The organism is Streptomyces sp. NPDC004629 (assembly GCF_042873595.1).
Taxonomy (GTDB): domain Bacteria; phylum Actinomycetota; class Actinomycetes; order Streptomycetales; family Streptomycetaceae; genus Streptomyces.
In genome coordinates, this window is the sequence record NZ_JBIALO010000017.1 from 24,963 (window position 1) to 50,414 (window position 25,452).

24 protein-coding genes and 1 pseudogene are annotated in these 25,452 nt (G+C 74.1%); 14 read left to right on the forward strand and 11 right to left on the reverse strand.

Translation table 11 applies throughout. The features are described 5' to 3' along the window. The first annotated feature begins 140 nt into the window (after positions 1–140). Both ACFYTE_RS25180 and ACFYTE_RS25185 read left to right on the forward strand, forming a co-directional pair. Complete coding sequence (locus ACFYTE_RS25180) at positions 141–1,520, forward strand: NAD(P)/FAD-dependent oxidoreductase (protein ID WP_388714515.1); 1,380 nt, start codon at positions 141–143, stop codon at positions 1,518–1,520. Continuing rightward, positions 1,517–3,364, forward strand: a complete 1,848-nt coding sequence (locus ACFYTE_RS25185; protein ID WP_388714517.1) for a transketolase — start codon at positions 1,517–1,519, stop codon at positions 3,362–3,364. Before ACFYTE_RS25180 ends, ACFYTE_RS25185 begins: the two co-directional genes overlap by 4 nt. A 195-nt stretch (positions 3,365–3,559) precedes the next feature. On the opposite strand, the gene ACFYTE_RS25190 is transcribed toward ACFYTE_RS25185, so the two are convergent. The 3 genes from ACFYTE_RS25190 to ACFYTE_RS25200 form a co-directional block, all read right to left on the reverse strand. After that, complete coding sequence (locus ACFYTE_RS25190) at positions 3,560–3,730, reverse strand: hydrophobic protein (RefSeq protein ID WP_388714519.1); 171 nt, start codon at positions 3,728–3,730, stop codon at positions 3,560–3,562. Between the two features lie 42 nt (positions 3,731–3,772). Further along, positions 3,773–4,594 (reverse strand): class I SAM-dependent methyltransferase, encoded by an 822-nt coding sequence (locus ACFYTE_RS25195; protein ID WP_388714522.1) that lies wholly within the window; start codon positions 4,592–4,594, stop codon positions 3,773–3,775. Between the two features lie 101 nt (positions 4,595–4,695). After that, positions 4,696–6,222, reverse strand: a complete 1,527-nt coding sequence (locus ACFYTE_RS25200) for a bifunctional phosphatase PAP2/diacylglycerol kinase family protein (RefSeq protein WP_388714525.1) — start codon at positions 6,220–6,222, stop codon at positions 4,696–4,698. A gap of 96 nt (positions 6,223–6,318) precedes the next feature. Here ACFYTE_RS25200 and ACFYTE_RS25205 point away from each other — a divergent pair, with 96 nt between their 5' ends. The 3 genes from ACFYTE_RS25205 (at position 6,319) to ACFYTE_RS25215 (ending at position 9,139) form a co-directional block, all read left to right on the forward strand. Then, positions 6,319–7,014, forward strand: a complete 696-nt coding sequence (locus ACFYTE_RS25205) for a histidine phosphatase family protein (RefSeq protein ID WP_388714528.1) — start codon at positions 6,319–6,321, stop codon at positions 7,012–7,014. A gap of 42 nt (positions 7,015–7,056) precedes the next feature. Then, on the forward strand, positions 7,057–8,676 hold the full coding sequence (locus tag ACFYTE_RS25210; protein ID WP_388714531.1) for an ABC-F family ATP-binding cassette domain-containing protein: 1,620 nt from the start codon (positions 7,057–7,059) through the stop codon (positions 8,674–8,676). Positions 8,677–8,881: 205 nt separating this feature from the next. Beyond that, a complete protein-coding gene (locus tag ACFYTE_RS25215; RefSeq protein WP_388714534.1) occupies positions 8,882–9,139 on the forward strand; it encodes a DUF6158 family protein in 258 nt (85 codons plus the stop codon). Between the two features lie 48 nt (positions 9,140–9,187). On the opposite strand, the gene ACFYTE_RS25220 is transcribed toward ACFYTE_RS25215, so the two are convergent. Then, on the reverse strand, positions 9,188–9,571 hold the full coding sequence (locus ACFYTE_RS25220; RefSeq protein WP_388714537.1) for a DUF2795 domain-containing protein: 384 nt from the start codon (positions 9,569–9,571) through the stop codon (positions 9,188–9,190). Positions 9,572–9,825: 254 nt separating this feature from the next. On the opposite strand from ACFYTE_RS25220, the gene ACFYTE_RS25225 reads away from it, so the two are divergent. The 3 genes from ACFYTE_RS25225 (at position 9,826) to ACFYTE_RS25235 (ending at position 13,237) form a co-directional block, all read left to right on the forward strand. Continuing rightward, entirely contained in the window at positions 9,826–10,785 is a 960-nt protein-coding gene (locus tag ACFYTE_RS25225; RefSeq protein ID WP_388714540.1) for a hypothetical protein, read from the forward strand. Between the two features lie 143 nt (positions 10,786–10,928). Then, a complete protein-coding gene (locus ACFYTE_RS25230; protein WP_388714542.1) occupies positions 10,929–12,176 on the forward strand; it encodes an aminotransferase class I/II-fold pyridoxal phosphate-dependent enzyme in 1,248 nt (415 codons plus the stop codon). Further along, the gene (locus tag ACFYTE_RS25235) at positions 12,173–13,237 is read left to right on the forward strand and encodes an MBL fold metallo-hydrolase (RefSeq protein WP_388714545.1); all 1,065 of its coding nucleotides are present in this window, start codon (positions 12,173–12,175) and stop codon (positions 13,235–13,237) included. The genes ACFYTE_RS25230 and ACFYTE_RS25235 overlap by 4 nt, the downstream gene beginning before the upstream one ends. 86 nt (positions 13,238–13,323) lie before the next feature. Here ACFYTE_RS25235 and ACFYTE_RS25240 read toward each other — a convergent pair whose 3' ends face one another. Together ACFYTE_RS25240 and ACFYTE_RS25245 are read right to left on the reverse strand one after the other, a co-directional pair. Further along, positions 13,324–13,974, reverse strand: a complete 651-nt coding sequence (locus ACFYTE_RS25240; protein ID WP_388714548.1) for a DedA family protein — start codon at positions 13,972–13,974, stop codon at positions 13,324–13,326. Continuing rightward, positions 13,971–14,744, reverse strand: coding sequence for an MBL fold metallo-hydrolase (locus tag ACFYTE_RS25245; RefSeq protein ID WP_388714551.1), 774 nt, complete (start codon positions 14,742–14,744; stop codon positions 13,971–13,973). The genes ACFYTE_RS25240 and ACFYTE_RS25245 overlap by 4 nt, the downstream gene beginning before the upstream one ends. 84 nt (positions 14,745–14,828) lie before the next feature. Here ACFYTE_RS25245 and ACFYTE_RS25250 point away from each other — a divergent pair, with 84 nt between their 5' ends. The 4 genes from ACFYTE_RS25250 to dnaK all read left to right on the forward strand — a co-directional run bounded on the left by ACFYTE_RS25250 (position 14,829) and on the right by dnaK (position 20,148). Beyond that, positions 14,829–15,230, forward strand: a complete 402-nt coding sequence (locus ACFYTE_RS25250) for a hypothetical protein (RefSeq protein WP_388714554.1) — start codon at positions 14,829–14,831, stop codon at positions 15,228–15,230. Positions 15,231–15,339: 109 nt separating this feature from the next. Beyond that, positions 15,340–17,421 carry a phage holin family protein gene (locus tag ACFYTE_RS25255; RefSeq protein ID WP_388714556.1) on the forward strand — a complete coding sequence of 694 codons (2,082 nt, stop codon included), beginning with the start codon at positions 15,340–15,342 and terminating at the stop codon, positions 17,419–17,421. A gap of 294 nt (positions 17,422–17,715) precedes the next feature. Further along, positions 17,716–18,141 (forward strand): OsmC family peroxiredoxin, encoded by a 426-nt coding sequence (locus tag ACFYTE_RS25260; protein ID WP_388714559.1) that lies wholly within the window; start codon positions 17,716–17,718, stop codon positions 18,139–18,141. Between the two features lie 135 nt (positions 18,142–18,276). Further along, positions 18,277–20,148 carry a molecular chaperone DnaK gene (dnaK, locus tag ACFYTE_RS25265; protein WP_388714562.1) on the forward strand — a complete coding sequence of 624 codons (1,872 nt, stop codon included), beginning with the start codon at positions 18,277–18,279 and terminating at the stop codon, positions 20,146–20,148. Positions 20,149–20,156: 8 nt separating this feature from the next. Here the strand turns inward: dnaK and narI are convergent, their stop codons facing one another. From narI to ACFYTE_RS25290, 5 genes and pseudogenes are all read right to left on the reverse strand, one after another. Then, a complete protein-coding gene (gene narI / locus ACFYTE_RS25270; RefSeq protein ID WP_388714565.1) occupies positions 20,157–20,879 on the reverse strand; it encodes a respiratory nitrate reductase subunit gamma in 723 nt (240 codons plus the stop codon). Then, complete coding sequence (gene narJ / locus ACFYTE_RS25275; protein WP_388714568.1) at positions 20,876–21,370, reverse strand: nitrate reductase molybdenum cofactor assembly chaperone; 495 nt, start codon at positions 21,368–21,370, stop codon at positions 20,876–20,878. Before narJ ends, narI begins: the two co-directional genes overlap by 4 nt. 140 nt (positions 21,371–21,510) lie before the next feature. Further along, positions 21,511–21,858, reverse strand: a pseudogene (locus ACFYTE_RS25280) (hypothetical protein); the annotation flags it as partial. A 153-nt stretch (positions 21,859–22,011) separates the two neighbouring features. Next, the gene (locus ACFYTE_RS25285) at positions 22,012–22,872 is read right to left on the reverse strand and encodes a helix-turn-helix domain-containing protein (protein ID WP_388714571.1); all 861 of its coding nucleotides are present in this window, start codon (positions 22,870–22,872) and stop codon (positions 22,012–22,014) included. A 96-nt stretch (positions 22,873–22,968) separates the two neighbouring features. Continuing rightward, a complete protein-coding gene (locus tag ACFYTE_RS25290; protein WP_388714574.1) occupies positions 22,969–23,799 on the reverse strand; it encodes a helix-turn-helix domain-containing protein in 831 nt (276 codons plus the stop codon). 403 nt (positions 23,800–24,202) lie between these two features. Between ACFYTE_RS25290 and ACFYTE_RS25295 the strand changes: the two genes are divergently transcribed. After that, complete coding sequence (locus tag ACFYTE_RS25295) at positions 24,203–24,508, forward strand: 4a-hydroxytetrahydrobiopterin dehydratase (RefSeq protein WP_388714576.1); 306 nt, start codon at positions 24,203–24,205, stop codon at positions 24,506–24,508. A 5-nt stretch (positions 24,509–24,513) separates the two neighbouring features. After that, positions 24,514–25,263, forward strand: a complete 750-nt coding sequence (locus ACFYTE_RS25300; RefSeq protein ID WP_388714578.1) for a class I SAM-dependent methyltransferase — start codon at positions 24,514–24,516, stop codon at positions 25,261–25,263. Positions 25,264–25,452: the final 189 nt, after the last annotated feature.

Consider the following 25,452-nt stretch of genomic DNA (forward strand, 5'->3'; position numbering starts at 1 on the left):
GCCCGGCGGACAGCGCACCCCGGCCTTCGCCCCGGCCCGCCCACCTGGTCACCGTGCGCCGGTCGCGGACTCGCGGGTTTGAGTGCGGCGCGCAGGGGGACGCGGAGGGCTCGGAGCAGTCGTACCGCCGGAGGCCCACCGTGAGGCGACCCCGCATCGTGATCGTCGGAGCCGGCTTCGCCGGGTACCGGGCGGCCCGTGCCCTGTCCCGGCGCGCCCGGCAGCGTGCCGACGTCACCCTGCTGAACGCGACCGACTATTTCCTGTACCTGCCGCTGCTGCCCCAGGTCTCCGCGGGCATCCTGGAGCCGCGCCGCGTCGCCGTCTCGCTGCCCGGCACCCTGCGCGACGTGCGCCTGGTGCTCGGTGTCGCGGACCGCGTCGACCTCGACGGGCGGGCCGTGCACTTCACCGACCCGGAGGGCCGCACGGGCACCCTCGACTACGACCGGCTCGTGCTCGCCGTCGGCAGCGTCAACAAGCTGCTGCCGGTGCCCGGCGTGGCCGAGTACGCGCACGGCTTCCGCGGCCTGCCCGAGGCCCTCTACCTGCGCGATCACGTGACCCGGCAGCTGGAACTGGCCGTCGCCGACGATCCGCGCGCCGCCGCGGCGCGCTGCACCTTCGTCGTGGTCGGCGCCGGTTACACCGGCACCGAGGTGGCCGCGCACATGCAGCGGTCCACCGCGGACCAGGCGCGCAGCAGGGCGCTGCCGGACGGGGTGCGGCCCCGCTGGCTGCTGCTGGACATCGCCCCACGCGTCCTGCCCGAGCTGGACGAACGCCTCTCGCGCACCGCCGACCGCGTCCTGCGGCAGCGGGGCGTCGAGGTCCGCATGGGCACCTCGGTGCAGGAGGCCACCCACGACGGGGTACGGCTCACCGACGGTGAGTTCATCGCGACCCGCACGCTGGTGTGGTGCGTCGGCGTCCGGCCCGATCCGCTCGTCGAGGACGTCGGCCGGCCGCTGGAGCGCGGCCGGCTGATCGTCGACCCCTATCTCCAGGTCCCCGGCCATCCCGAGGTCTTCGCGTGCGGGGACGCGGCGGCGGTGCCGGACCTTGAGCACCCCGGCAAACTCACGCCGATGACGGCCCAGCACGCCTGGCGGCAGGGCGCGGTCGCGGCGGACAACGTGGCCGCCTCGCTCGGCGCCGGACAGCGCCGCCCCTACCGCCATCGCGACCTGGGCTTCGTCGTCGATCTCGGCGGCGCCCGGGCCGCCGCCGACCCGCTCGGCATACCGCTCTCCGGCCTGCTGGCCGGGGCGGTCACCCGCGGCTACCACCTGGCGGCGATGCCCGGCAACCGGGTCAGGGTCGCCGCCGACTGGCTGCTGGACACCGTACTGCCGCCCCCGGCCGTCCAGTTGGGGCTGGTGCGCTCCTGGTCGGTGCCGCTGGACACCGCCTCACCGGAACTGGCCCGCGTGCCGGGCGGACCCGGAGCGCACACCGGGAGCCACCCGGCGCCCGGCCCGGTCCGGCGCACCGACACCCCCGCCGAAGGAGACTCATGAAAACCGCCGAACTCAACCAGCTCGCCCAGCAGTTGCGCGTGGACAGCGTGCGCGCCTCCGCGGCGGCCGAGTCCGGGCACCCCACCTCCTCGATGTCGGCAGCGGAGCTGATGGCGGTGCTGCTCGACCGCCATCTGCACTACGACTTCGAGCGTCCCGCCCATCCGGCCAACGACCGCTTCGTCCTCTCCAAGGGCCACGCCTCGCCCCTGCTGTACGCCGCCTACAAGGCGGCGGGCGCCGTCGACGACGCCGAACTGCTGACCTTCCGCGCGCTCGGCAGCAGGCTGGAGGGCCATCCGACCCCGCGGCGGCTGCCCTGGGTGGAGACGGCCACCGGCTCGCTCGGCCAGGGGCTGCCGGTCGGGGTCGGCATCGCGCTGGCCGGCAAGCGGCTTGACCGCACCGGCTACCGGGTCTGGGTGCTGTGCGGGGACAGCGAACTGGCCGAGGGATCCGTCTGGGAGGCCGCCGAACACGCGGCGTACGAGCACCTCGACAACCTCACGGCGATCGTGGACGTCAACCGGCTCGGCCAGCGCGGCCCGACCCGGCACGGCCATGACCTCGACGCGTACGCCCGCCGGTTCCACGCCTTCGGCTGGCACACGGTGGAGATCGACGGCCATGACGTCGACGCCGTCGACCGCGCCTACGCCGAGGCCGAGTCCACCAGCGGGCAGCCCACCGTGATCCTCGCCCGCACCCTCAAGGGCAAGGGCGTCGCCGCCGTCCAGGACCGCGAGGGCCTGCACGGCAAGCCGCTGCCCGACGCGGAGGAGGCCATCGCCGAGCTGGGCGGCAAACGCGACCTGCGGGTACGGGTGCGGGAGCCGCACGCCGCCCGGACCCTGCGCTCGGCCCCGACGGAGCCCCTGGACCTGCCCCGCTACGAGCTGGGGGAGAAGGTGGCCACCAGGGACGCGTTCGGCAAGGCGCTCGCCGCGCTCGGCACCGCCCGCGGGGACGTCGTCGCCCTGGACGGAGAGGTCGGCGACTCCACCCGTACCGAGTTCTTCGCCAAGGAGCACCCCGACCGGTTCTTCGAGTGCTACATCGCCGAACAGCAACTGGTCGCCGCGGCGGTGGGCATGGCGGCGCGCGGCTGGGTGCCGTACGCCTCGACGTTCGCCGCCTTCTTCACACGCGCGTTCGATTTCGTGCGCATGGCGTCGATCAGCGGCTCCGGCATCAACCTGGTCGGCTCGCACGCGGGCGTCGCGATCGGCCAGGACGGGCCCTCCCAGATGGGTTTGGAGGACCTGGCGATGTTCCGCGGCGTGTACGGCTCGACGGTGCTGTACCCGTGCGACGCCAACCAGACCGCGAAGCTCGTCGCCGCCATGGCCGGCCTGGACGGCGTCCGCTACCTGCGCACCTCGCGCGGCGGCGGCCCGGTCCTCTACGGCCCGGACGAGGAGTTCCCGATCGGCGGCAGCAGGGTGCTGCGCTCCTCCGCCGAGGACCGGCTGACCGTGGTGGCCGCCGGGGTCACCGTGCCCGAGGCCCTGGCCGCCGCCGATCTGCTGGCGGGCGAGGGCATTTCGGTCCGGGTCCTCGATCTGTACTCGGTCAAGCCCGTCGACCGGCACACCCTGCGCCGGGCCGCCGAGGAGACCGGCTGTCTGCTCACCGTGGAGGACCACCACGAGGAGGGCGGCATCGGCGACGCCGTGCTCGACGCGTTCGTCGACGGCAGGCCGGTGCCCCGGCTGGTGCGGCTGGCGGTGCGGACGATGCCGGGATCGGCCGCGCCCGACGAGCAGTTGCACGCCGCGGGCATCGACGCCCAGGCGATCGCGGCGGCGGGCCGGCGGCTCGCACGGGAGACGGCCACGAGGTGACGGCCACCGGGCAGGCGCAGCGGACCGGCGGCACGAGCACGAGAGCACGAGCCGGGGGCCGGGGCGTCGGCCCCGGCCCCCGGCTCGGCAGCGCCGTACCCGTTGAATTCTGAATTCAGCTCGGCGGCCTGTGTGAATTCCGGCAGTGATGTCGTTGATACGGCGGTGACTTCAGTGATCCGTCACCGCGGGAATTCACCATCGATACCAGCGGCCGCGGCCGCCCGCGGTGGTCGTGCCGCGGACCAGGAACCCCAGCAACCAGACGACCAGCACCGCCAGGGCGATCCACCAGAGCAGTTTCACCGCGAATCCGGCGCCGAACAGGATCAGCGCCAGAAGCAGTACGAGCAGGATGGGAACCATAATTCGAACCTCCTGCATTTCGGGTTTCCCGAAATCCGCCGATCAGGCTTCCTTGCGGCAGAGGATTTCCGCGTGCAGCGCCGTGAACCAGCCGTCCTCGCGCTCTCCCCACTCCCGCCACGCCTCGGCCACGGCGCGCAGTTGGGCCTCGGTCCCGTGACCGCCCCGGACGGCCAGCTCGGCGTACGCCGAGGCGACGGTCCGCTCCGCCCACAGCCCGCTCCACCACGCCCGCTCCTGCGGCGTGCTGAACGTCCAGGTGGCGGAGGTGGCCGTGATGTCCCGCAGCCCCGCGGCCAGCGCCCAGGACTTCAGGCGCCGCCCGGCGTCCGGCTCGCCGCCGTTGGCGCGGGCCACCCGGCGGTACAGGTCCAGCCAGTCGTCCAGCCCCGGCAGCGCGGGATACCAGGTCATCGCCGCGAAGTCCGAGTCGCGGACGGCGATGAACCCGCCGGGCGCGGTGACCCGGTGCATCTCGCGCAGCGCCCGCACCGGGTCGCCGACGTGCTGCAGCACCTGGTGGGCGTGGACCACGCAGAACGTGTCGTCCGGGTAGTCCAGCGCATGGACGTCGGCCACCGCGAAGTCGATGTTGGTCAGGCCGCGTTCGGCGGCCGTGGCCCGGGCCAGGTCCAGCACCTCCGGCGCCCGGTCGACGCCGGTGACATGCCCGTCGGGGACCAGCGCCGCCAGGTCGGCGGTGATCGTCCCCGGGCCGCAGCCGATGTCCAGGATCTTCATATGGGGCTTGATCGAACCGAGCAGATAGGCCGCGGAGTTGGCCGCGGTCCGCCAGGTGTGCGAACGCAGCACCGACTCATGGTGCCCATGGGTGTAGACGGCGGTCTCCTGCGGTTTCGGCATGGTTCTACCCCTTCGCGTCGTCGCTCCGTACCGGCGCACCGGAGCCCGGTCCGCGGTACGCGTCACCGTACGCGCGCCAACCGAATGATGAGACCCGCGTATCACCATACGGACGACGTGGGTGGGCGGGACGAGCGGCGCCGGCGCGCCGGGCGGTAGACGGCCAGCGCCCGCGGCAGCTTCTCCACCGTCAGTCCGCCCCCCGCCTCGGTCACCTCACCGTCGTAGGCGAGCAGCGTGCCCGGCATGACCCCGCCCACCCGCAGCCGGTGCACCTTCACCGCCGCATGGGCCGAGGAACGGGTCAGTGGACCGGCGAGGGCGGCGGTGAGCAGCCGCAGGGCGGGCAGCCGGCCGCCCGGCACCACCCGGACGTCGAGCAGCCCGTCCGCCAGGTCCAGCCGGCGGCCGGACGCCAGGCCTCTGCGGTGGTACAGGCAGTTCCCCGCGAACAGCAGCCACAACGGGCGCTTGCGCCCGCCGACCTCGGCCGTCACCGGATGCCGGTCCGCGCGCAGCACCCGCACGGCGGCGAGCAGCCCGGCCGGCCAGCCGCCGATCCGGTGCGACCAGCGGTCCCGCTCCCGCACCAGCTCCGGATAGACACCGAGGCTCAGCGTGTTGAGGAAGATGCCGGCCCGCTCGCCCGCGGTGAAGCGGCCCACGTCCACCCGCACCGCCTCGCCCCGCCGGACCGCCCCGGCGAGGTCCCGCACGTCCTCCACGCCCAGGTCGTAGGCGAAGTGGTTGAGCCGCCCGCCCGGCAGCACCGCAAGCGGCAGACCGTGCCGCAGGGCCGCGGTGGCTGCCGCGTTCACGGTGCCGTCACCGCCGCACACCCCGAGCACCCGCGCCCGCGCCGCCGCCTTCGCCAACTCCTCCTCGACGTCCGCCGGTTCGCACAGCACGAGGTCCGCCTGCGGCAGCGCGTCGCGTAGCGCGCGCACCCGGTCCGCGGTGCCCGCCCCGGCGTTGGCGACCAGCACCAGGCCGCCCCCCTCGGGCAGCGCCGGGACCTCGGCACGCGGCCGGGCGGGCGGGGTGAGCTGGGCCCGGGTCGGCACCAGGCCCCGTACGGCGAACGCGGCCCCGGCACCGAGCGCGGCACCCGCGAGGACATCGCTCGGGAAGTGGACGCCGGTGTAGACCCGGGACACGGCGACCGAGAACGCCAGCGGGGCGACGGCGGCGCCCCAGGCCGGAGACTCCAGGGCGACGCCGGCCGCGAAGGCGGCGGCCGACGCCGCGTGGCCGGACGGGAACGACGTGGTGATCGGCTGCCGGTTCAGCCGCCGCACCAGTGGAACCGGGTCAAGGAGCGGACGGGGGCGGCGCACCGAGCGCTTGCCGATCGTGTTGATGGCCAGCGAGGCCAGCCCCAGCGAGGCGATGCCACGGACGGCGGCCCGCCGGGCGCGCGGGGTGCGGCTCGCCGCCACGGCCGCCGCCGTCGCGCACCACAGCACCCCGTGGTTCGCGCTCCGGCTCAGCCGCGGCAGTATCCGCTGGGCGGCCGGCCAGTGCAGCTCGGCGGCGGACTCGAACAGCCGGCGGTCGAGGTCGAGCAACCGCGCCCGCAGGGCGGTCCTGCCCGGCCTCGCAACGGTGAGGTCGACATCTGGGCTCATGTGGGTGCGGGTACCCTGAAGCGGTCGTTTTCCGCCCGTCAGCGGGGCGATCGGGGGATCGGGCGGTCGGGCGGGAGAAACCGAGAGGAACACCGCATGCGTCTGCTCCTGGTCCGTCACGGCCAGACCCCCTCCAACGTCGGGGGACTGCTCGACACCGCCGTGCCGGGTCCGGGGCTCACCCCCCTCGGGCAGCGACAGGCCGCCGCCCTGCCCGAGGCGCTCGGCGACGAGGACATCGAGGCCGTCTACGCCTCCACCCTTGTCCGCACCCAGCTGACGGCCGCCCCGCTGGCCGCCGCCCGCGGCCTCGACGTCCGGGTCCGGGACGGCATCCGCGAGCTGTCCGCCGGTGACCTGGAGATGCTCCCCGGCGACAGCGACCCGGGTCTCGTGTACATGACCACGGTGTTCGCCTGGGCCGGCGGCGACACCGAGCTGCGCATGCCCGGCGCGGAGACCGGCGCCGAGGCGCTGGCCCGGTTCGACGCGGTGGTCGCGGAGGCCACCGCCGACGGCGCCGCGACGGTCGCCATGGTCAGTCACGGCGCCGCGATCCGCATGTGGACCGCGGCCCGCGCGCACAACGTGGACGTGCCCTTCGTCGCCGCCCACCCGCTGGAGAACACCGGTGTGGTGGTCCTTGAGGGCTCCCCGGCCGACGGCTGGAAGGCGCTGTCCTGGGAGGGCGCGCTGGTGCTGCCCGCCGGGGCGAGCGGGCCGACCGGCCGGCCGGTGCCGCCCCGGACCGCCGAGCCGGCCCGCCCGGCCGACAGGGACGCCGCCCGATAACGGTTTGCCGCAGGTCCGGGGCGCCCCGCAGAATTCCTCCCCATGGGACACCTGGAAGCCGCGCACCTCGAATACCACCTCCCCGACGGGAGGGCGCTGCTCGGCGACGTGTCCTTCCGGGTCGGCGAGGGCGCCGCCGTCGCCCTGGTCGGCCCCAACGGCGCGGGCAAGACCACCCTGCTCCGGCTGATCTCCGGCGAGCTGAAACCGCACGCGGGCACCGTCACGGTGACCGGCGGCCTCGGCGTGATGCGCCAGTTCGTGGGGTCCGTACGGGACGAGACGACCGTACGCGACCTGCTGGTGTCCGTCGCCCCGCCGCGCATCCGCGAGGCGGCGCGGGCCGTCGACGAGGCCGAGCACGCGCTCATGACCGTCGACGACGAGGCCGCCCAGCTCCAGTACGCGCAGGCACTCGCCGACTGGGCCGAGGCACGTGGCTACGAGGCCGAGACGCTGTGGGACATGTGCACCACGGCCGCCCTCGGCGTGCCCTACGAACGCGCCCAGTGGCGGCAGGTGCGCACCCTGTCCGGAGGCGAGCAGAAACGGCTCGTGCTGGAGGCGCTGCTGCGCGGCACCGATGAGGTGCTGCTGCTCGACGAGCCCGACAACTACCTCGACGTGCCCGGCAAACGCTGGCTGGAGGAGAGGCTGCGGGAGACCCGCAAGACGGTCCTGTTCGTCTCCCACGACCGCGAACTCCTCGCCCGCGCCGCCGAGAAGATCGTCTCCGTCGAACCCGGCCCCGCGGGCGCCGACGCCTGGGTGCACGGCGGCGGCTTCGCCACCTACCACGAAGCCCGGCGCGAACGCTTCGCCCGCTTCGAGGAGTTGCGCAGGCGCTGGGACGAGAAACACGCACAGCTGAAGAAACTCGTGCTGAACCTGCGTCAGGCGGCCAGCATCAGCCACGAGCTGGCCTCCCGCTACCAGGCCGCCCAGACCCGGCTGCGCAAGTTCGAGGAGGCCGGGCCGCCGCCCGAGCCGCCGCGCGAGCAGGACATCCGGATGCGGCTGAAGGGCGGCCGTACCGGCGTGCGGGCCGTGACCTGCGCGGGGCTTGAGCTGACCGGCCTGATGCACCCCTTCGACCTGGAGGTCTTCTACGGCGAACGGGTCGCCGTGCTCGGCTCCAACGGTTCCGGCAAGTCGCACTTCCTGCGCCTGCTCGCCGGCGACGAGGTGGCGCACACCGGGGAGTGGAAGCTGGGCGCACGGGTGGTGCCCGGACACTTCGCCCAGACCCACGCACACCCCGAGCTGACCGGCCGCACCCTGCTGGACATCCTGTGGAAGGAACACTCCCAGGACCGGGGCGCCGCCATGTCCCGGCTGCGCCGCTACGAGCTGACACACCAGGCCGAGCAGTCCTTCGACCGGCTCTCCGGCGGTCAGCAGGCCCGGTTCCAGATCCTGCTGCTGGAACTGGCCGGTGCCACCGCGCTGCTGCTGGACGAGCCCACCGACAACCTCGACCTGGAGTCGGCCGAGGCGCTTCAGGAGGGCCTGGAGGCCTTCGAGGGCACCGTCCTGGCGGTCACCCACGACCGCTGGTTCGCCCGCTCCTTCGACCGCTACCTGGTCTTCGGCAGCGACGGCCGGGTACGCGAGACCCCGGAGCCGGTCTGGGACGAGCGGCGGGTGCAGCGGGCGCGCTGAGGCTCCGCCGGATGGGCCGTGGGGCGCCGTTCGTCCTCTGCCGTCTTCTGCCTGCCGCGCCACCGTGGCTGGTCGCGCAGCTCCCCGCGCCCCCTTCGGGGACGCTGCCCGGTCGCCGTGGGCCTCGGTCGGTCTGCCCTAGCGGCCCCGCCGGATGTTCGTACAGTGGATTCAGGAACGTGAGACACGACGAGCGGGGCACACCATGACCGGAGTCGACGCGGACCGTCTGGACGACCAGCAGCTCATGAAGGAGCTGGAGACGATCCACCGCACGCGCCACGACACACTGCTGTACGGATCGAACGACGCGTTGCGCGCCCACAACGAGCGCATGGCGCAACTTGAGGGCGAGTATCTGCGCCGCAACCCGCGCCGGCTCATCGCCGCGGGCCGCACCCGTGAGGGCGCGCGCGAGCGGGGCTGCGGGGGCACGGTGACCCCCGGCACCCCCGCCACCTGAGCGGCGCGGCGCAACCGGCGCGCACCGCTCGCGGCGGGTGACGACGCGTCAGCGCCGTTCGCCGGTCAGTGCCTCGGCCAGCTCCTGGACGTTGGCGTAACGTGCCGATCGCGGCAGCCGCCGTACCGCCTCGATCAGGTCGTCGGGCGCACGCCCGTGGCGCAGGGCGTTCGACAGCTCGCGCGGGCCGGCCGGGAACAGGCCGCGCCCGAGGAGCCGGGCCAGTTCCAGCCGCACCGACTCCAGCGACGTCCCGCGGCCGCTTCCCGGCACCACGGGGCCACGCCAGATCTGCGGGTCGTCCTCGGCGGTGGGCTCCGGGTCGTACCACTCCTCGCTGCGGGTGGGATGCCCGGACCTGAGCAGGCCCTTCAGCTCGTGCTTCATCTCGTCGTCCCGGTGGACGTTGAGACGGTCACTGCCTCGCTGCATGTCTCCCTCCAGATCTTTCAAGGGGTGCGCACCGCGTACCCGGGGGACGGACGGCCGACACACGGTTTCGGGGGCGAACCGGCGCCGATCGGCGGGGTCACCCGCCCGGCGGTTCGCATCCCGCTAATGGGGTCCGGCCGCGCGCGGGCCGCCGCCCGGCGGGCTGTGATGGCTGTGGGGCACGACCGCCGTGCTCCGCCCGCCGGGAGCCGGCCGCCGTGCTCCCGCAGCCGTCGCTTCCAAGGAGCCCGCTCATGCGCCGCACCGCCCGCGCCCTCGCCGTGGCCGCCCTGACCGGCTTCGTCGGGGGCACCCCCGCGGCCGTGTCCGCGGCTTCCGCCGCCGTGGCCGCTCCGGTGCCCGTCCGGCCCGGCGGCACGGTCACCGTGTCGGTGCCGTGCCCCGTGTCCACCGGAGGGGCCGCCCCGGACATCCTCGACACGCCCGGCACCCGCGACGGCGCGCCCATCACGACGGGGATGCGCGCCGTGACCGGCCCGGACGAGCCGGGTGCGCCCGGCGCGGACTGTCCGGACGGGAGCGGCACGCGGGAGCGGGCGCCCGGTACGGCGCCCGGCCTGCCCCGGGAGGGCGAGGCCCGCCCTCAGCGGACCGGTGAGGCCACCGGCAGGGACGGGACCGGTGCGGACGGGACCGGCAGCGGTGTCACCGGCAGGGACGAGGCAGGCGTCCCCGATGCCGGACTCCCTGACGCTGGGGTCCCCGATGCCGGACTCTCTGACGCTGGGATCCCCGACGCTGGGATTCCCGGCACGGACCGGCCCGACGCCCGCGGCACGGACGCGCCGCACACGGACCCGCTGCGTTCCGACCCGCCCGGCACGGACGGTCTCGGCACGGACGGTCTCGGCACGGACGGTCTCGGCACGGACACCCACGGGGGTGGCACGCACGCCGCCGACCCTCCCGACGCCGGCGCGCACGACGGCACCACCCACGACGGCACCACCCACGACGGCGGCACGCACGCGTGCGGTGCCGCCGAGCCGTGCGGTGACGGGCGTACCTGCACCGAACCGCGGGGAGGCTCCCCCTGTGAACCGGCCGACGCCCAGTACGGCGTGGACGCGGGGGAAGGGGGTGCCTTCACCGATTCCGTCCCGGCCCTGGTCGCCGGTGCCGTACTGATCGCGGGCGCGTTCGGCGCCGCCGTGCACCGGCTGTGGCGCCGCAGAGCCGACACGGAGGGCTGACGCCCTGCGCGAACGCGGACTCGACGCGAACATGACGGGGAAGGCGGGGCAGGCGGAGGCGAGCGTCGGGGCACGTCGGAGAGGAGCACGGACCGGACCGATTGCGGACACCACACGGCACCACGGACTGCGGGGAGGCGGAGATGCGGCGGACGGACCCCGAGGGCCACGGCCCCGTCCGGTACGGGCCGGCCCTGCCGGGCGACGGGCTGCCCGTCCTGCCCGCGCTCGCCGATGTGCTCGCCGCACACGCCCACCACGCCGGGGGAGAGCCGGTCGGCGGTGCGCCCGCGCTCCTCGACGCGGCCGACGGCTACTGGGCGCGGCGCGGCCTGCCGGCCGGCCGTGACCGCGTCGCCGCCGCCCCCGGGGCGCCGTCCCTGCTGCTCGCGCTGACCGCCGCGCTCGGCGGCGACGTGCTGGTGCCGCGGCCCTGCGCCGCCTGGTGGGCGCCCTACGCGCGCCTGCTGGGCCGGCCCGCGTTCCATGTGGCGACGCCGGCCGAGTGCGGCGGCGTCCCGGACTCGGCCGCCCTGCTGGAGACGGTCCGCCGGGTGCGTGCGGAGGGCGGCGACCCCCGGCTGCTCGTGCTCTCCGTCGCCGACGACCCGACCGCCACCGTCGCCCCGCCCGAACTGGTGCACGAGGCGGTCGAGGCGGCACAGGGCGAGGGGCTGCACCTGATCAGCGACGAGACCTGGCGCGACACGCTGCACGGCCCGCACGAGACCGTGCTGCTCAGCCCGGCCGAGATGCTGCCGGACCGGGTCACCGTCGTCACCGACCTGGCGGGCGCCCTGCTGCCGCCGGGCTGGCCCGCCGCCGTCGCCCGCTTCCCGGACGGACCGGCGGGGCAGGCACTGCACGCGCGCGTGCTCGACGTGCTCACCGCGCTCGGCGCCACCGTCGCCGGCCCGGTCGCGGCCGCCGCCGCGTACGCGCTCGACGAGCCGGAGCCGGTCGCCGTACGCCGCGCCGCCGCCGTACGCCTGCACGCGCGCGTGGCCGCCGCCGCGCACGCCGCCATGGTCGCGGCGGGCGCCGTGGCCCGCCCTCCGCAAGCCGGACGCCACCTGTACGTCGACCTCGATCCGCTGCGCCGCGCGCTGGGCGCGCACGGTGTCGGCGACGCACAGGAACTGGAGGACTTCCTCACCGCCCGGCTCGGCATGCCCGCGCCCGGCGGCCACCGGTTCGGCGACGACCTCGGGGCGCTGCGGGTGCGGCTGTCCACCGGACCGCTGCTGGCCGGCACGGACGGGGAACGCACGGAATGCCTCACGTCACCCACGCCGTTGGAACTGCCACACGTGCAACGCGCGTTGATCTCCTTGAAGTCGGTCTTCGACGATCTCCGCGACGACGCTCAGCGATGGGAGCCTCCTCGATGACGCAGCAGACGCCGCAGTCCGGGTCAGCCATCACGGCCACGACGATCAGAAAGGCCGGCGCCATCGCGCCGGCCGCCTTTACGCCCCCGTTCCCGCCACTCGCCGAACCCCGCCCGCTGGGCGAACACCGGATCTGGCCACGCAGCTTCCACGACCGGCTCACCGCGCCCCTGCCCGGCCTCAAGGCCCTCGCCCGCTTCGCCCGCGAGGGCTCCGTACGGCCCGCGTCCGACGGCCTGAAGGACGTCCCGCGGCTGCCCTACGCACCGGGCCCGCTGCCCCGCGTCGACGCCCGTACGGTCGCCGTCAGCTGGGCGGGGCACGCCAGTTGGGTGGTCCGGATCGGCGGCCTGACCGTCCTCACCGACCCCGTGTGGTCCCGCCGCATCCTCGGCACCCCGCCCCGCATCACCCCGGTGGGCGTCGACTGGCACGCACTGCCGCGGATCGACGCCGTGGTGATCAGCCATAACCACTACGACCACCTGGACGCCCCGACGCTGCGCCGACTCCCGCGCGCGACCCCCGTGTTCGTGCCCGCGGGGCTCGGCCGCTGGTTCCGACGCCGCCGGTTCACCACCGTGACCGAGCTGGACTGGTGGGAGGCGGCGGAACTGTCCGGTGTGCGCTTCGACTTCGTGCCCGCCCACCACTGGTCCAAGCGCCGCCTCACCGACACCTGCCGCAGCCTGTGGGGCGGCTGGGTGCTCACCGACCCCGACGGGCGGCGGGTCTACTTCGCGGGCGACACCGGCTACGGCCACTGGTTCTCCCGGATCGGCCGCCGCTACCCGGGCATCGACCTCGCCCTGCTCCCCATCGGCGCCTACGACCCGCGCTGGTGGCTCAGCGACGTGCACTGTGACCCGGAGGAGGCGGTGCGCGCGGTCCAGGACCTGGGCGCCCGCCGCATGGCCCCCATGCACTGGGGCACGTTCGTGCTCTCCGCCGAGCCCGTCCTAGAACCGCTCACCCGGGTACGCGCGAAGTGGCAGCAGACGGGCCTGGACCGCGACCACCTGTGGGACCTGCCGGTGGGCGGCTCCCGGGTACTCACCTGAACGCACACCCCGAGAACGCGCGACCTGGGACCGGCGCGTGTCGCGGGGACGGTGAGCGGGGGCACGTCGTCCGGGATCTGGCCGGCTCACACGGAGCCGTGGGTGTCCGCTCCGGGCCGGGGCGTTCCGCGTACCCGGCGCCATACGCCCGGCGCCGCGCTGATCGCCACGGTCAGCGCGACCGCCGCGACCACGCCTTCCCAGGGCTCGCTGAACAGCGAGCCGCCCAGGATGCCGATCAGCTGGTACGTCACCGCCCAGGCGAGACAGGCCGGCGCATTGCCGCGGGCGAAGCGGCGCAGCGGCCACTGCGCCATCAGACAGGCCAGCATCACCGGTATGCGGCCCGCCGGCACCAGCCGGGACAGCACGAGCACCGTCACCCCGTGGTCGGCCAGCTTCTCCTGCGCCTGGGCCAGCCGGTCCTCGGGGGCCCGCGCCCGGATCGCCTCCAGCCAGCGCGAACCGTTCTTCGAACCCATCCCGCGCCGCCCCAGCCAGTACAGCGCCACGTCCCCCAGATACGCGGCCAGCGACGCCGTCGCGAACACCAGCGCCAGCGCGAACGGCGCCGTCTGGTGGAAGGCCACCACGGCCGCCGAACTCACCAGCGCCCCGGTCGGCACCACCGGCACCAGGGCACCGATCAGCACCAGCAGGAACAGCGTCGGATAGCCGACCGCCTGCTGGGTGGACTCCGGCGGCGCGTTCGTCGTCGCGGCGGCAAGCCAGCTCACCTCGCGACCTCCAGCCGTACGCTCTCCCCGTGCCCCAGCTTGTGCACCGTCACCTCGGGCGCGGCCTCGGCCGCGAGGCGCACGAACTCGTCGCCCGGCGCATGGAACTCATGGGGGCGCACCGCGTCCATGCCGATCGGCCAGTACGTCCCGTAGTGCACCGGCACGGCGCTGCGCGGGGCGAGACCGGCCAGCGCCCGCGCGGCCCGCCCGGCGTCCAGATGCCCCTCGCCGAGGTACGGCCCCCAGCCGCCCACCGGCAGCAGGGCCATGTCCACAGGACCGACCTCCTTGGCCATCGAGTCGAACAGCCCGGTGTCCCCGGCGAAGTAGGTGCGGGCCTCGCCCTCGACGACGTAGCCGAGCGCGGGGGAGCGGTGCGGGCCGACCGGCAGCCGCCGGCCGTCGTGCCGCGCGGGCACCGCCCGTACGACGATGCCGCCGGCCGCGATCTCGTCACCGGGCGCCACCTCGGTCACCCGCAGCCCGCCGAGCCGGCGCAGTCCGGGGACCGCGCGGGGCGCGCCGCGGGGCACGAGCAGGAGCGTGCCCGGGGCGAGCCGGGCCAGCGAGGCGAGGTGCAGATGGTCGGCGTGCAGATGCGAGACGAGTACCACGTCCGCGCGGTGGGCGCCCGGCGGCGGCAACGCGCCCCGGCGGCGCCGCAGATGCGCGAGCCGTCGCGCGAACAGAGGATCGGTGAGCACACGCGTGTTCGAATCCTCGATCGTGCAGGTGGCGTGACCCCACCAGGTGACCTCCACCGGCACCTTCTTCGCCTCCTTCGTGCGACTCCCCGAAGCCTACGGGCAGGAGTAGGGTCGGCGGGGAAACCCGGAGGTGAGGGGGGCTCCATGGGACCGGTTCGGGTCACGGCGATCGCGAGTCTGACGCCGCTGGAGGAACTGGAGGAGGATCCCTTCCTCGTGGACTCCCGCGGCCAGCACGCGATGTGCGCGCGCTGGGCCGCCGAGCACGGGTACGTCGTCGCCCGGGAACTGCTGGTGCGCGGGCTCAGGCCCGACCACGAGGTGCTGTGGGACGGGGTGCGGCCCGGGGTGGACGTGTTCGTGGCGCCGAGCCGCCGGGTGCTGGAGAGCGCCCTGTCCTCGGTCGAGCAGTTCACCGCGGAGTGCGCGCGGCGCGGGGTGCGCGTCGAGACCGTGGGCCGGGCCGAACCGCGATACGACGCGCAGATGAAGGCCCGGGTGCACCGGCGGCTGTCCATGCCCACCGCCGGGTATGACGGGGGGTAGCCGCCGCGTCGCGCCGGACCCGGCCGCACGCCGCACGGACCTGCCGTATGACAAGGTGGGGCGGAAAGGCCCGCGCCGGCGACGGGCCGGGACGCGAGGGGTACGGGGAGTGCGTGGCGGGCAGTGGCGGCGGATAGCCAGTCAGGTCGGGCGGAGCGCCACGGTGTGGGCGGTCTCCACGCTCACCATGCTGGTGCTCGCCGGGATCCTGCCCGACTTCCAGCTCCAGTCGGCCGACGGCGACAGCGCCACCCGCATCGCCATCACCGCCGCGCTCGGCGCGGGCGCCTTCGGCGTGCTGTCCGCGGTCGTCTGGCCCGTCCTCGTCCGGCTGCTGCTGCTCGTGCCCGCGCTCGTGCTCGGGCTGCTGGTCTTCTTCCTCAACGGTTCGCTGCTCCTGGTCGCGCTGCGCATCAACCCCACCGGCCGGGGCGCGGTGGCCCCCGAGACCGCCGTCATCGTGGCCGCGGTGATGTCCGCCGTCGCCTCCGCCACCGGAGCCGCGCTGGCCGTCCGGGACGACGACGCCTACCGGCGCCGCCTCTACCGGCTCGCCGACCGCCGCCGCCGTTCCCGGCCGCCGTGCGCGGCGAGTCCCGGCACCGTCTTCGTGCAGCTCGACGGCGTCGGCCACGACGTGCTGACCGAGGCCGTGGGCAACGGGCTGATGCCGACCGTCGGCCGCTGGCTGGGCGCGGGCGACGGGCAGGCTCCCACCCACCGGCTCTCCCTCTGGCACACCGACTGGTCCAGCCAGACCGGCGCCAGCCAGCTCGGCATCCTGCACGGCAGCACCTTCGACGTCCCCGCCTTCCGCTGGTACGAGAAGGACCACCGCGAGGTGGTGGTCTGCAACCGGCCGACCAGCGCCGCCGAACTCCAGCGCCGCGCCGTCGAACGCACCGGCGACCGCGGACTGCTCGGCGCGGACGGCGCGAGCCGCGGCAACCTGTTCAGCGGCGGCGCCGACGAACAGGCCCTGGTGCTGTCCATCGCCGCTCGCCGCCGCGGCCGGGAGAACCGCTCCCGGGCCGGCTACTTCGCCTACTTCTCCGACCCGGCCAACGCCGTGCGCACCGCGCTGTCCTTCTGCGCGGAGGCCGGCCGCGAGATCGGCCAGTCCACCCGGGCCCGGATCCGCAAGCAGCGGCCACGCGTGGGGCGCGGCGGGCTCTACCCGTTCGTGCGCGCCTTCGCCACCGTGGTCGAGCGGGACGTCGTGGTCGCCGCGGTGGTGGGCGACATGCTCGTCGGCCGCACCGCCGTCTACGCCGACCTGGTCGCCTACGACGAGGTGGCCCACCACTCCGGGCCGCACAGCCAGGACGCCGCGAAGGTGCTGCACCGCCTGGACCGCTCGCTCGCGCTGATCGAGAAGGTCGCCGAGCACGCGCCACGCCCCTACCGGATCGTCGTCTTGTCCGACCACGGCCAGAGCCCCGGTGAGACCTTCCGTGCCCGCTACGGCCTCACCCTCGGCGATCTGGTCCGGGCCGGGTGCGGGCTGCACGTGCCGCGCCGCGCGGAACGCACCCACAGCGGCGCGGAGGCGCGTGCGGCCGTGCGCGCGGCCCTGCGCCGGCCGGTCGAGGAGGGCGGCGAGCGGCACCGGCCCGCGCGCCGCCGCTCCGAGCCGATCGTGCTCGCCTCCGGCAACCTCGGCCTGGTCTCCTTCCCCGACGTGCCGCACCGCATGACCAAGGAGGAGATCGACGCCCGCCACCCCGCCCTGCTCGGCACGCTCGCCAACCACCCGGGCATCGGCTTCCTGCTGGTGCGCAGCGCGGAGCACGGCGGGGTGGTCCTCGGCGCGTACGGTGCGCAGATCCCGCTCGACCGGCTCGACGAGGAGCCCGGCCCGCTCGCCCGGTTCGGGCCCGGCGCCGCCGACGCCGTGCGGCGCACCCACGGCTTTCCGCACACCGCCGACATCATGGTCAACTCCGCGTACGATCCGGCCGACGGCGAAGTCCTCGCCTTCGAGGAGCAGATCGGCTCGCACGGCGGGCTCGGCGGCGCCCAGGCCCGGCCCTTCCTGCTGTCGCCCCTCGTGCTGTCCGCGCCGGCCGACGACGGCCGTCCCCTGGTCGGCGCGGAACGCCTCCACCAGGTGCTGCGCCGCTGGCTGGACGAGTCCAACGGCCCCCAGGTCCCCCTCCCCACCCCAGAACCCAACCGAAAGGCCGCCTGATCGCCGGGGGCTGCCGCGGCGCGACGCTCCGCGCGGTCCGGCAGCCGCGTGATGTGACGGTCCAGGCGGCGCGGCAGTTCACGCCCGGCGCGAGCCGACCCGCCCGAGCACCGTCCCCCTCCGAACCGGTCGGTGGCCGTGGAGCGTGGGGGCGTCGCTCGGCGTTCATCTTGGGTGGGACGGTCTTCGGGGTGTGTCGGGCGTGAATGTGATCGGATGGGGCCGGAACTCTCCCCCCGGCCCGCGCCGGGAAGGGGGCGCCCCTCACCAGGACCACACGCGAAAGGAACAACCGTGGCTACCACGCGCACCGCACACACCGTCTGGGAAGGCAACCTGCTTGAGGGCAACGGCGTCGTCACCTTCGACTCCTCCGGCATCGGCGAGCAGCCGGTGTCGTGGCCGTCGCGCGCCGAGCAGGCGAACGGCAAGACCAGCCCGGAGGAGCTGATCGCCGCCGCCCACTCCAGCTGCTTCTCCATGGCGCTGTCGCACGGCCTGGCCGGCGCCGGCACCCCGCCCACCAAGCTCGTCACCTCGGCCGACGTGACCTTCCAGCCGGGTGAGGGCATCACCGGCATCCATCTGACCGTAGAGGGCACGGTCCCCGGTCTCGACGACGACGCCTTCGCCGCCGCCGCCGAGGACGCCAAGAAGAACTGCCCCGTCAGCCAGGCGCTGACCGGCACGACCATCACGCTGTCGGCGAAGCTCGCCTGACCCCCGGCGTGCCACGGTGCCGCGTCCCCACCCGGGGGCGCGGCACCGCCCGTTTCCGGGGTACCCGGCATTGACAACAGCCCACTCAAGTTTTGTGCTGGATTCGGGGCACGCCCAGGGCGGAAGGGGACGGAGATGGCACGCGCGGTCGGAATCGATCTCGGTACGACGAACTCGGTGGTGGCCGTCCTGGAAGGCGGTGAGCCCACTGTCGTGGCCAACGCCGAGGGGGCGAGGACCACACCGTCGGTCGTGGCGTTCGCCAAGAACGGCGAGGTGCTGGTCGGTGAGGTCGCCAAACGGCAGGCCGTGACGAACGTGGAGCGCACCGCGCGCTCCGTGAAGCGGCACATGGGCGACGCGGGCTGGCGCTTCCCGGACAGCGGCTCCGTCGACGGCACCCGCTACCGGGCCCAGGAGCTGTCGGCGCGGGTGCTGCAGAAGCTGAAGCGGGACGCCGAGTCCTATCTCGGCGAGGACGTCACGGACGCGGTGATCACCGTGCCGGCGTACTTCGACGACGCGCAGCGGCAGGCGACCAAGGAGGCCGGGGAGATCGCCGGCCTGAAGGTGCTGCGGATCATCAACGAGCCGACGGCCGCCGCCCTCGCCTACGGCCTTGACCGCGGCGAGGAGCAGACCGTCCTCGTGTTCGACCTCGGCGGCGGCACCTTCGACGTGTCCCTCCTGGAGATCGGCGACGGCGTCATCGAGGTGAAGGCCACCAACGGGGACACCCACCTCGGCGGCGACGACTGGGACCAGCGGATCGTCGAGCACCTGGTAAGGAAGTTCAAGGCGCAGAACGGCATCGACCTCGCGGCCGACAAGATGGCGCTGCAACGGCTGCGCGAGGGCGCCGAGAAGGCCAAGATCGAACTGTCGTCCTCCTCCGAGACCGGCATCAATCTGCCGTACATCACGGCGTCCGCCGCGGGCCCGCTGCACCTGGAGGAGAAGCTGACCCGCGCCCAGTTCCAGGAACTCACCGCCGATCTGCTCGACCGCTGCAAGACCCCCTTCCACCAGGCGGTCAAGGACGCCGGGGTGAAGCTCTCCGCCATCCACCACGTCATCCTGGTCGGCGGCTCCACCCGGATGCCCGCCGTCACGGACCTGGTCAGGGAACTCACCGGCAAGGACCCGCACAAGGGTGTCAACCCCGACGAGGTGGTGGCGGTCGGCGCCGCCCTCCAGGCCGGGGTGATCCGCGGCGACGTCAAGGACGTGCTGCTCCTCGATGTGACTCCGCTGTCCCTCGGCATCGAGACCAAGGGCGGCATCATGACGAAGCTCATCGAACGCAACACGACCATCCCGACGCGCCGTTCGGAGATCTTCACCACGGCCGCCGACAACCAGCCCTCGGTGGGCATCCAGGTTTACCAGGGCGAGCGGGAGATCGCCGCGTACAACAAGAAGCTGGGCGTCTTCGATCTGACCGGACTGCCGCCCGCCCCGCGCGGAGTGCCGCAGATCGAGGTGGCCTTCGACATCGACGCCAACGGCATCATGCATGTGTCGGCGAAGGACCTGGCCACCGGACGCGAGCAGAAGATGACCGTGACCGGCGGCTCCGCCCTCCCCAAGGACGACATCGACCGCATGATGCGGGAGGCCGAGCAGTACGCGGAGGAGGATCGCAGGCGCCGCGAGGCCGCCGAGACCCGCAACCAGGCCGAACAACTCGTCTACCAGACGGAGAAGTTCCTCCGGGACAACGAGGACCGGGTGCCCGTCGACACCAGGGCCGAGGTGGAGACGGCCACGGCGGAGCTGAAGACCCTGCTGGAACAGGACGCTGACACGGCCGCCCTGCGCGCCGCGGTGGACAAACTGGCCTCGGTCAGCCAGCGGATGGGCCAGGCGATGTACGCGCAGGCCGGGCAGCAGACCCACACGGAGGGCACGCAGAGCACGGGGCGCTCCGGCTCGGCGGACGAGGAGGACGTGGTCGACGCGGAGATCGTCGACGACGAACGCGACGCCAAGGGCGGCGCGGCCTGACCTGCCCGTCAGCTTCCCGGGCGTTCCCAGCGCCGGCGCTCCGGCCGCGCGCCCAGCTGCCGGGGGTCCCGGCTGCGATAGACGACGTACGGCCGGAACAGGTACTGCACGGGTGCGCTGAACATGTGCACCAGGCGGCTGTACGGGACGAACGCGATCAGCAGCATGCCGACCACCGCGTGCACCTGGTACAGCACCGGTACGCCCGTCATCAGCTCGGTGCGCGGGCGCAGCGTGAACAGGCTGCGCGCCCAGGGGCCGATCGTGGCGCGGTAGTCGTAGCCGTCGCCGGAGGCGTGGGTGAGCTTGGCGACCATGCCGAGCACGAGGGCGGCGAGCAGCACGACGTACATCAGCTTGTCGTTGGCCGTCGTCGCCCGCAGCACCGGGGAACGGGTGCGCCGGCGGTAGATCAGCAGCAGGATCCCGGCGACCGTCAGCGCCCCGGCCGCGGTGCCGCCGTACAGCGAGAAGAGATGGTACGCGTGCTCGCCGACCCCGAGCGCCCCGGTCCACGACGCGGGGACGAACAGGCCCACCAGATGCCCGGCCGGCACGAACAGGATGCCGTAGTGGAAGGCGGGCGAGGCGATGTTCAGCAGCCGTGACTCGTACACCTGGGACGAACGCGAGGTCCAGCCGAACCGGTCGTAGCGATGCCGCCAGACCAGGCCGGCCACGAGCAGGGCGAAGGCTACGTAGGGCAGGGCGCCCCACAGCAGGGTGGTCATGGGCGCATCCGGGGTCGGGCCGGCGGCAGCGTGGCGCAGACCGCGTCCAGGACGGACGCGTACGGCGTGCCGAAGTCGGTCAGCCTCGTGCGGAGTCCGGCGAGGACGTCGCTGTGCTCGGTGAGCAGGTCCGTGCTGCCGGTACGGGCCGTGAACTCCAGGACCGCCGGCAGGAAGTCCGGCAGCTCCTCGTCGCTGAACTCCAGGCCGTGTTGCCGGTACACCTCCTTGAAGCGGACCAGGGACATGCCACGGCGCCGGGTGTCGCCGTCCCGCCACCAGCTCAGATAGAGGCTGTGCCGGTTCCTGAAGTCGAAGACCCGCACATAGTGCGCGGCCAGTTCGCCCAGCGGGGTGGCCGTCGCATGGTCGGTGAACTCCCGCAGCTGCGGGGCGGCTTCGCGCACCAGCGGCAGCCGGGCCACGAGGTCGTCGTCCGGGTACGTGAGGCACAGCGCCGCCGCCTGGTACAGCACCGCGTCCGAGGGCATCAGACCTCCCTGGTGTCGTCGATGCGGTCGGTGGTCTGCCGCCGGGTGAGGGCGTGGAAGGTCTCCACCGACACCAGCGGCAGCCGCCGGCGCCCGGAGTCCCCGCCGAACGGCCCCTCCCCGCCCATGCCGGGCCCCACGGGGGAATAGGTGTACCAGGAGAACGCGGCGCCGCGCGGGCAGCCGCGGGGCTCGTACTCGGGGCGGTCCGGGCCCACCGACGGGTAGTCCGTCTCCTGGGTCTCCCAGGTGATGATCCCGTCCTTGACGTACACCTTCCAGCGGCACGAGCCGGTGCAGTTCACGCCGTGTGTGGAGTGCACCACCTTGTCGTGGCTCCAGCGGTCCCGGTAGAAGGCGTCGCCCTCCCGGCCGCCGGTCAACCGCACACTGTGCAGGTCGGCGGCGGCGGTGCCGCGCCGGAAGAACCTCCCGGCGCTCAGCAGCGCCGCGCCCGGTTCCCCGGGCGGTGTCCGCGTGTCGGTCACATGCGCTCCCTCGGTCACCCGTGGCTTCGAACCTAGGGCGGGACGGGGAAACGCACCCGTTCACGGCACCCGTACGGGCCAGAACCGCGCGGCGGGCCTCCCGCGGGCCGGGCCCCCGCGGGCCGGCCGGCGGCGCGGGCCCAGCGGACCGGCTCAGAGGTTCTCGCGGTACTCCCGCAGGATCTTCTCGGTGCGCTGGGCGGTCGCGGCGTGCGCCGTCATGTGGTCGAGGACCTCCAGGTGCAGGGAGACCTCCTTGCGGGAGTCCAGGTAGAGGGCTCCGGTCAGATACTCGGTGAACACCATGTCGGGCAGCTCGGGCTCGGCGAACCGGAACAGGGTGAAGGGCGCGTACGTCCCCGGGTGCGGGCCGGACGCGAACTCGGCGAGCTGGAGCGTGACCCGGTCCCGGGCGCCGTACTCCAGCAGCTTGTCCAGTTGCTCGCGCATCACCTCGGCGGGCCCCACCGGGCGCAGCAGCGCCGTCTCGTCCATGATCACCCACAGATGGGGCGGATCGTCCCGCTCCAGCAGCCGCTGCCGGGTCATCCGCAGGGAGACATGGCGGTCGATGGTGTCCGGCCCGGTCCTGCCGACCGTCCCGGCCTCCATCACGGCGCGCGCGTACCCCTCGGTCTGCAGCAGGCCGGGCACGAAGTGGGGCTCGTAGGAGCGGATGATGCCGGCGGCGCCCTCCAGGCTGACGTACATGCTGAACCAGTCCGGCAGCACATCGTGGAACCGCTGCCACCAGCCCGGCTGGTTGGCCTCCTCGGCCAGCCGGACGAACGCGGCGGCCTCCTGCTCGGACACGCCGTACGTGGTGAGGAGCACCTGCACATAGGGGATTTTCAGGGCGACCTCGGCCATCTCCATCCGCCGCACGGTCGCCGGCGCCACCCGCAGCACCCGGGCGGCCTGATCCCGGCCAAGGCCGGCCGCCTCCCGCAGTTCCTGGAGCCGCTTGCCGAGCACCACCTGGCCCACGGTGGGCGCGGGCCGCCGCTCGCTCACCCCACGTCCTCCCCTGTGCGCCGATCTGTGCGAGCAGTGTGCCACGCGCTGCCGCCGAGCACACCGGTCCGCCGCGACGGAAGTGTCACATTCCGGTCAACCCGCCTGGGACAGCAGGTACTTGGCGGTCGCCGGATCGGCGGGCAGGAACGTCTCCACGGCCAGTTCGGCGACGGTCACATCCATCGGCGTGTTGAACGTGGCGATCGACGACACGAAGGACAGCACCCGGCCCTCGTGCTCGATCCGCATCGGCAGCGCGAAGTAGGCGACGGGCCCGGCCGCCTCCTCCTCGGTGGCCCGCGCCGGCACCGGGTAGGCCGCGACCTCCTCGTACAGCTCACGCAGCGCATCCGAGCGGTGCAGGGCGATCTGCCGCTCCATCTGCGCCAGCAGATGCCCCCGCCACTCGCGCAGATTGCGGATCCGGGGTGCCAGGCCCTGCGGGTGCAGGGTCAGCCGCATCGCGTTCGGCGCGGGCGCCAGCAGGGACTCCGGGACGCCCGCCAGCAGCATTCCGACGCCCCGGTTGGCGGCGACCACGGTGTAGGTGGCGTCGACGACCAGTGCGGGGTACGGCTCGTAGCCGCCGATCAGCCGCTCCATGCTCTCGCGCAGCGCGTCGAGCGCCGGGTCGGTCAGCGGGGTCTCCGGATAGCGCGGCGCGTAACCGGCCCTCAGCAGCAGCGCGTTGCGCTCGCGCACCGGTACGTCCAGGTGCTCGGCCAGCCGCAGCACCATCTCCTCGCTCGGCCGGGACCGGCCCGTCTCGATGAAGCTGAGGTGTCGTGCGGAGGAGCCGGCGCGCAGGGCCAGCTCCAGCTGGCTGAGCCGCCGCCGCTCCCGCCAGGCACGCAACAGGGGACCGATGCCTCCCCGGTCGACGGGGACGACGGACGCTGCGGTACCCGAGACGGTGACGGCCATGAACACGACCGTAACCGAGAGGACCGCGTGAGCGTACGGCGCCCGCGCGGCAGGCGTGCGGCGACCCGCGGCCGGCGTGCGCGGGGCGTGCCACCGTGCGGGACGGGGCGGTGTGCGGCGGCGTGCGGGCGTGCGTGTGCGCCGGTGACATGGGTGTGCGTGCCGGCCGATGGCATGCGCGGGCGGCGGTATGCATGCGGTGGGTGTGGCGTGGGGGATGGTGGTTGGGGTGTGTGCGCGGTGGGGGCGGGTGTGGGTGTGTGGGTGGCCGCGTGGCCGGGAGGCTTGTGGTGCGAGGGCCGGCGGCTGGTGTGTTGCCGGTGGCGCTCGTGTGGGGGCTGGGGGCGTGGGAGGCTGAACGGGGGGACCGCAACGGCAGGACCGTCATGAAGGGAGTCGGGACATGGCCGTCGAAGCGCTGTCGCAGCAGGAGATCGAGGGCCGGCTGGCCGAGCTGCCGGGCTGGTCGCTGGAGGGGGACCGGATCACCCGCTCCTACCGGCTCGGCTCGCATGTCGCCGCCGCCGCGATGGTCGTGCACATCGCCCAGGTCCAGGAGGAACTGGACCACCACTCCGACCTGACCCTCGGCTACCACTCGGTGTCCCTGAGCGTGCACACGCACAGCGCGGGCGGCGCCGTCACCGCGAAGGACTTCGCACTCGCCCGCCGGGTGGAGGAACTCGCCCCGGCTCACGGGGCACACTGAACCACGTGCTCGACTACGAGAAGGAAGCCGCCGGCTACGACGCGTCGCGCGGCGGCGAGCCGAGAGCGCGGGCGGCGGCCGACACGGTGCTCGGCATGGTGCCGGCCGACGCGGCAAGACTGCTCGACGTGGGCTGCGGGACCGCAACGGTCACCCGGCGGATCGTGGCGGCCCGGCCGGACCTCCAGGTCATCGGCGCCGACCTGGCCCACGGCATGGCCCGGAGGGCCGCCGCCCGGCTGCCCGGCCGGATCGTGCTGGCCGACGCGCGCCGGCTGCCGTTTCCCGACGGCACCTTCGACGCCGTCATCAGCGTCTGGCTGCTGCACCTGATGCCGGACGCCACCGACGCCCGCCGCGTCGTCGCCGAGTGCGCCCGCGTGCTGCGGCCCGGCGGGGTCTATGTCACCACCGTCGACAAGGCCGCCGCGCACGACGTCGGCAGCGACATCGACGCCGTGCTCGCCGCGCGCCCGCGCCGTCCGGCCCGGGACGCCGCCGAGACGGTGGCCGCACATGCCGCCGAGCACGGCCTGCGGCCCGCGGGACAGGCCGCCTTCCCCGGCCTCGGCCAGGGCCGCAGCCCCCGCGGCACCATCGCCGACCTGCGACGCGGCTGGTTCACCCTGCTCACGCCCGGCGACCCGCGCACCGAACGATTCGCCGCCGGCCTCGCCCGCCTGCCGGACCAGGACCGTCCCCGCCCCGACCCCCGCTTCACGGTCCGCGCCTTCACCCGGCCACGGACGGGGTGAGCACGGGCGCGGCCCCGTCGGGCGTGTCGACGGGCGTTCCCGGTGCCGGCCGGTTGGCCGGGAGGCGCGGCAACTCCCTTGCGGGCGGCGGCGACTGAGAGGGGAATCCGTCCGTCCGCCCGTTCCGGTAGGTACGCCACGTGAACCACCCGCCCCCGCACCGCAGACGCCATGCCACCGCCCTCGCCG

Bases quoted from the DNA above. Each gene is read 5' to 3' on its own strand.
- narI (WP_388714565.1), bottom strand. From the start codon at position 20,879: ATGACCACCCTGCTGTGGGGCGCCCTGCCCTACGTAGCCTTCGCCCTG.
- ACFYTE_RS25195 (WP_388714522.1), bottom strand. From the start codon at position 4,594: ATGCCGAAACCGCAGGAGACCGCCGTCTACACCCATGGGCACCATGAG.
- ACFYTE_RS25200 (WP_388714525.1), bottom strand. From the start codon at position 6,222: ATGAGCCCAGATGTCGACCTCACCGTTGCGAGGCCGGGCAGGACCGCC.
- ACFYTE_RS25185 (WP_388714517.1), top strand. From the start codon at position 1,517: ATGAAAACCGCCGAACTCAACCAGCTCGCCCAGCAGTTGCGCGTGGAC.
- ACFYTE_RS25225 (WP_388714540.1), top strand. From the start codon at position 9,826: ATGCGCCGCACCGCCCGCGCCCTCGCCGTGGCCGCCCTGACCGGCTTC.
- narJ (WP_388714568.1), bottom strand. From the start codon at position 21,370: ATGCCCTCGGACGCGGTGCTGTACCAGGCGGCGGCGCTGTGCCTCACG.
- ACFYTE_RS25215 (WP_388714534.1), top strand. From the start codon at position 8,882: ATGACCGGAGTCGACGCGGACCGTCTGGACGACCAGCAGCTCATGAAG.
- ACFYTE_RS25250 (WP_388714554.1), top strand. From the start codon at position 14,829: ATGGGACCGGTTCGGGTCACGGCGATCGCGAGTCTGACGCCGCTGGAG.
- ACFYTE_RS25290 (WP_388714574.1), bottom strand. From the start codon at position 23,799: ATGGCCGTCACCGTCTCGGGTACCGCAGCGTCCGTCGTCCCCGTCGAC.
- ACFYTE_RS25230 (WP_388714542.1), top strand. From the start codon at position 10,929: ATGCGGCGGACGGACCCCGAGGGCCACGGCCCCGTCCGGTACGGGCCG.
- ACFYTE_RS25190 (WP_388714519.1), bottom strand. From the start codon at position 3,730: ATGGTTCCCATCCTGCTCGTACTGCTTCTGGCGCTGATCCTGTTCGGC.
- ACFYTE_RS25235 (WP_388714545.1), top strand. From the start codon at position 12,173: ATGACGCAGCAGACGCCGCAGTCCGGGTCAGCCATCACGGCCACGACG.
- ACFYTE_RS25295 (WP_388714576.1), top strand. From the start codon at position 24,203: ATGGCCGTCGAAGCGCTGTCGCAGCAGGAGATCGAGGGCCGGCTGGCC.
- ACFYTE_RS25205 (WP_388714528.1), top strand. From the start codon at position 6,319: ATGCGTCTGCTCCTGGTCCGTCACGGCCAGACCCCCTCCAACGTCGGG.
- dnaK (WP_388714562.1), top strand. From the start codon at position 18,277: ATGGCACGCGCGGTCGGAATCGATCTCGGTACGACGAACTCGGTGGTG.
- ACFYTE_RS25220 (WP_388714537.1), bottom strand. From the start codon at position 9,571: ATGCAGCGAGGCAGTGACCGTCTCAACGTCCACCGGGACGACGAGATG.
- ACFYTE_RS25210 (WP_388714531.1), top strand. From the start codon at position 7,057: ATGGGACACCTGGAAGCCGCGCACCTCGAATACCACCTCCCCGACGGG.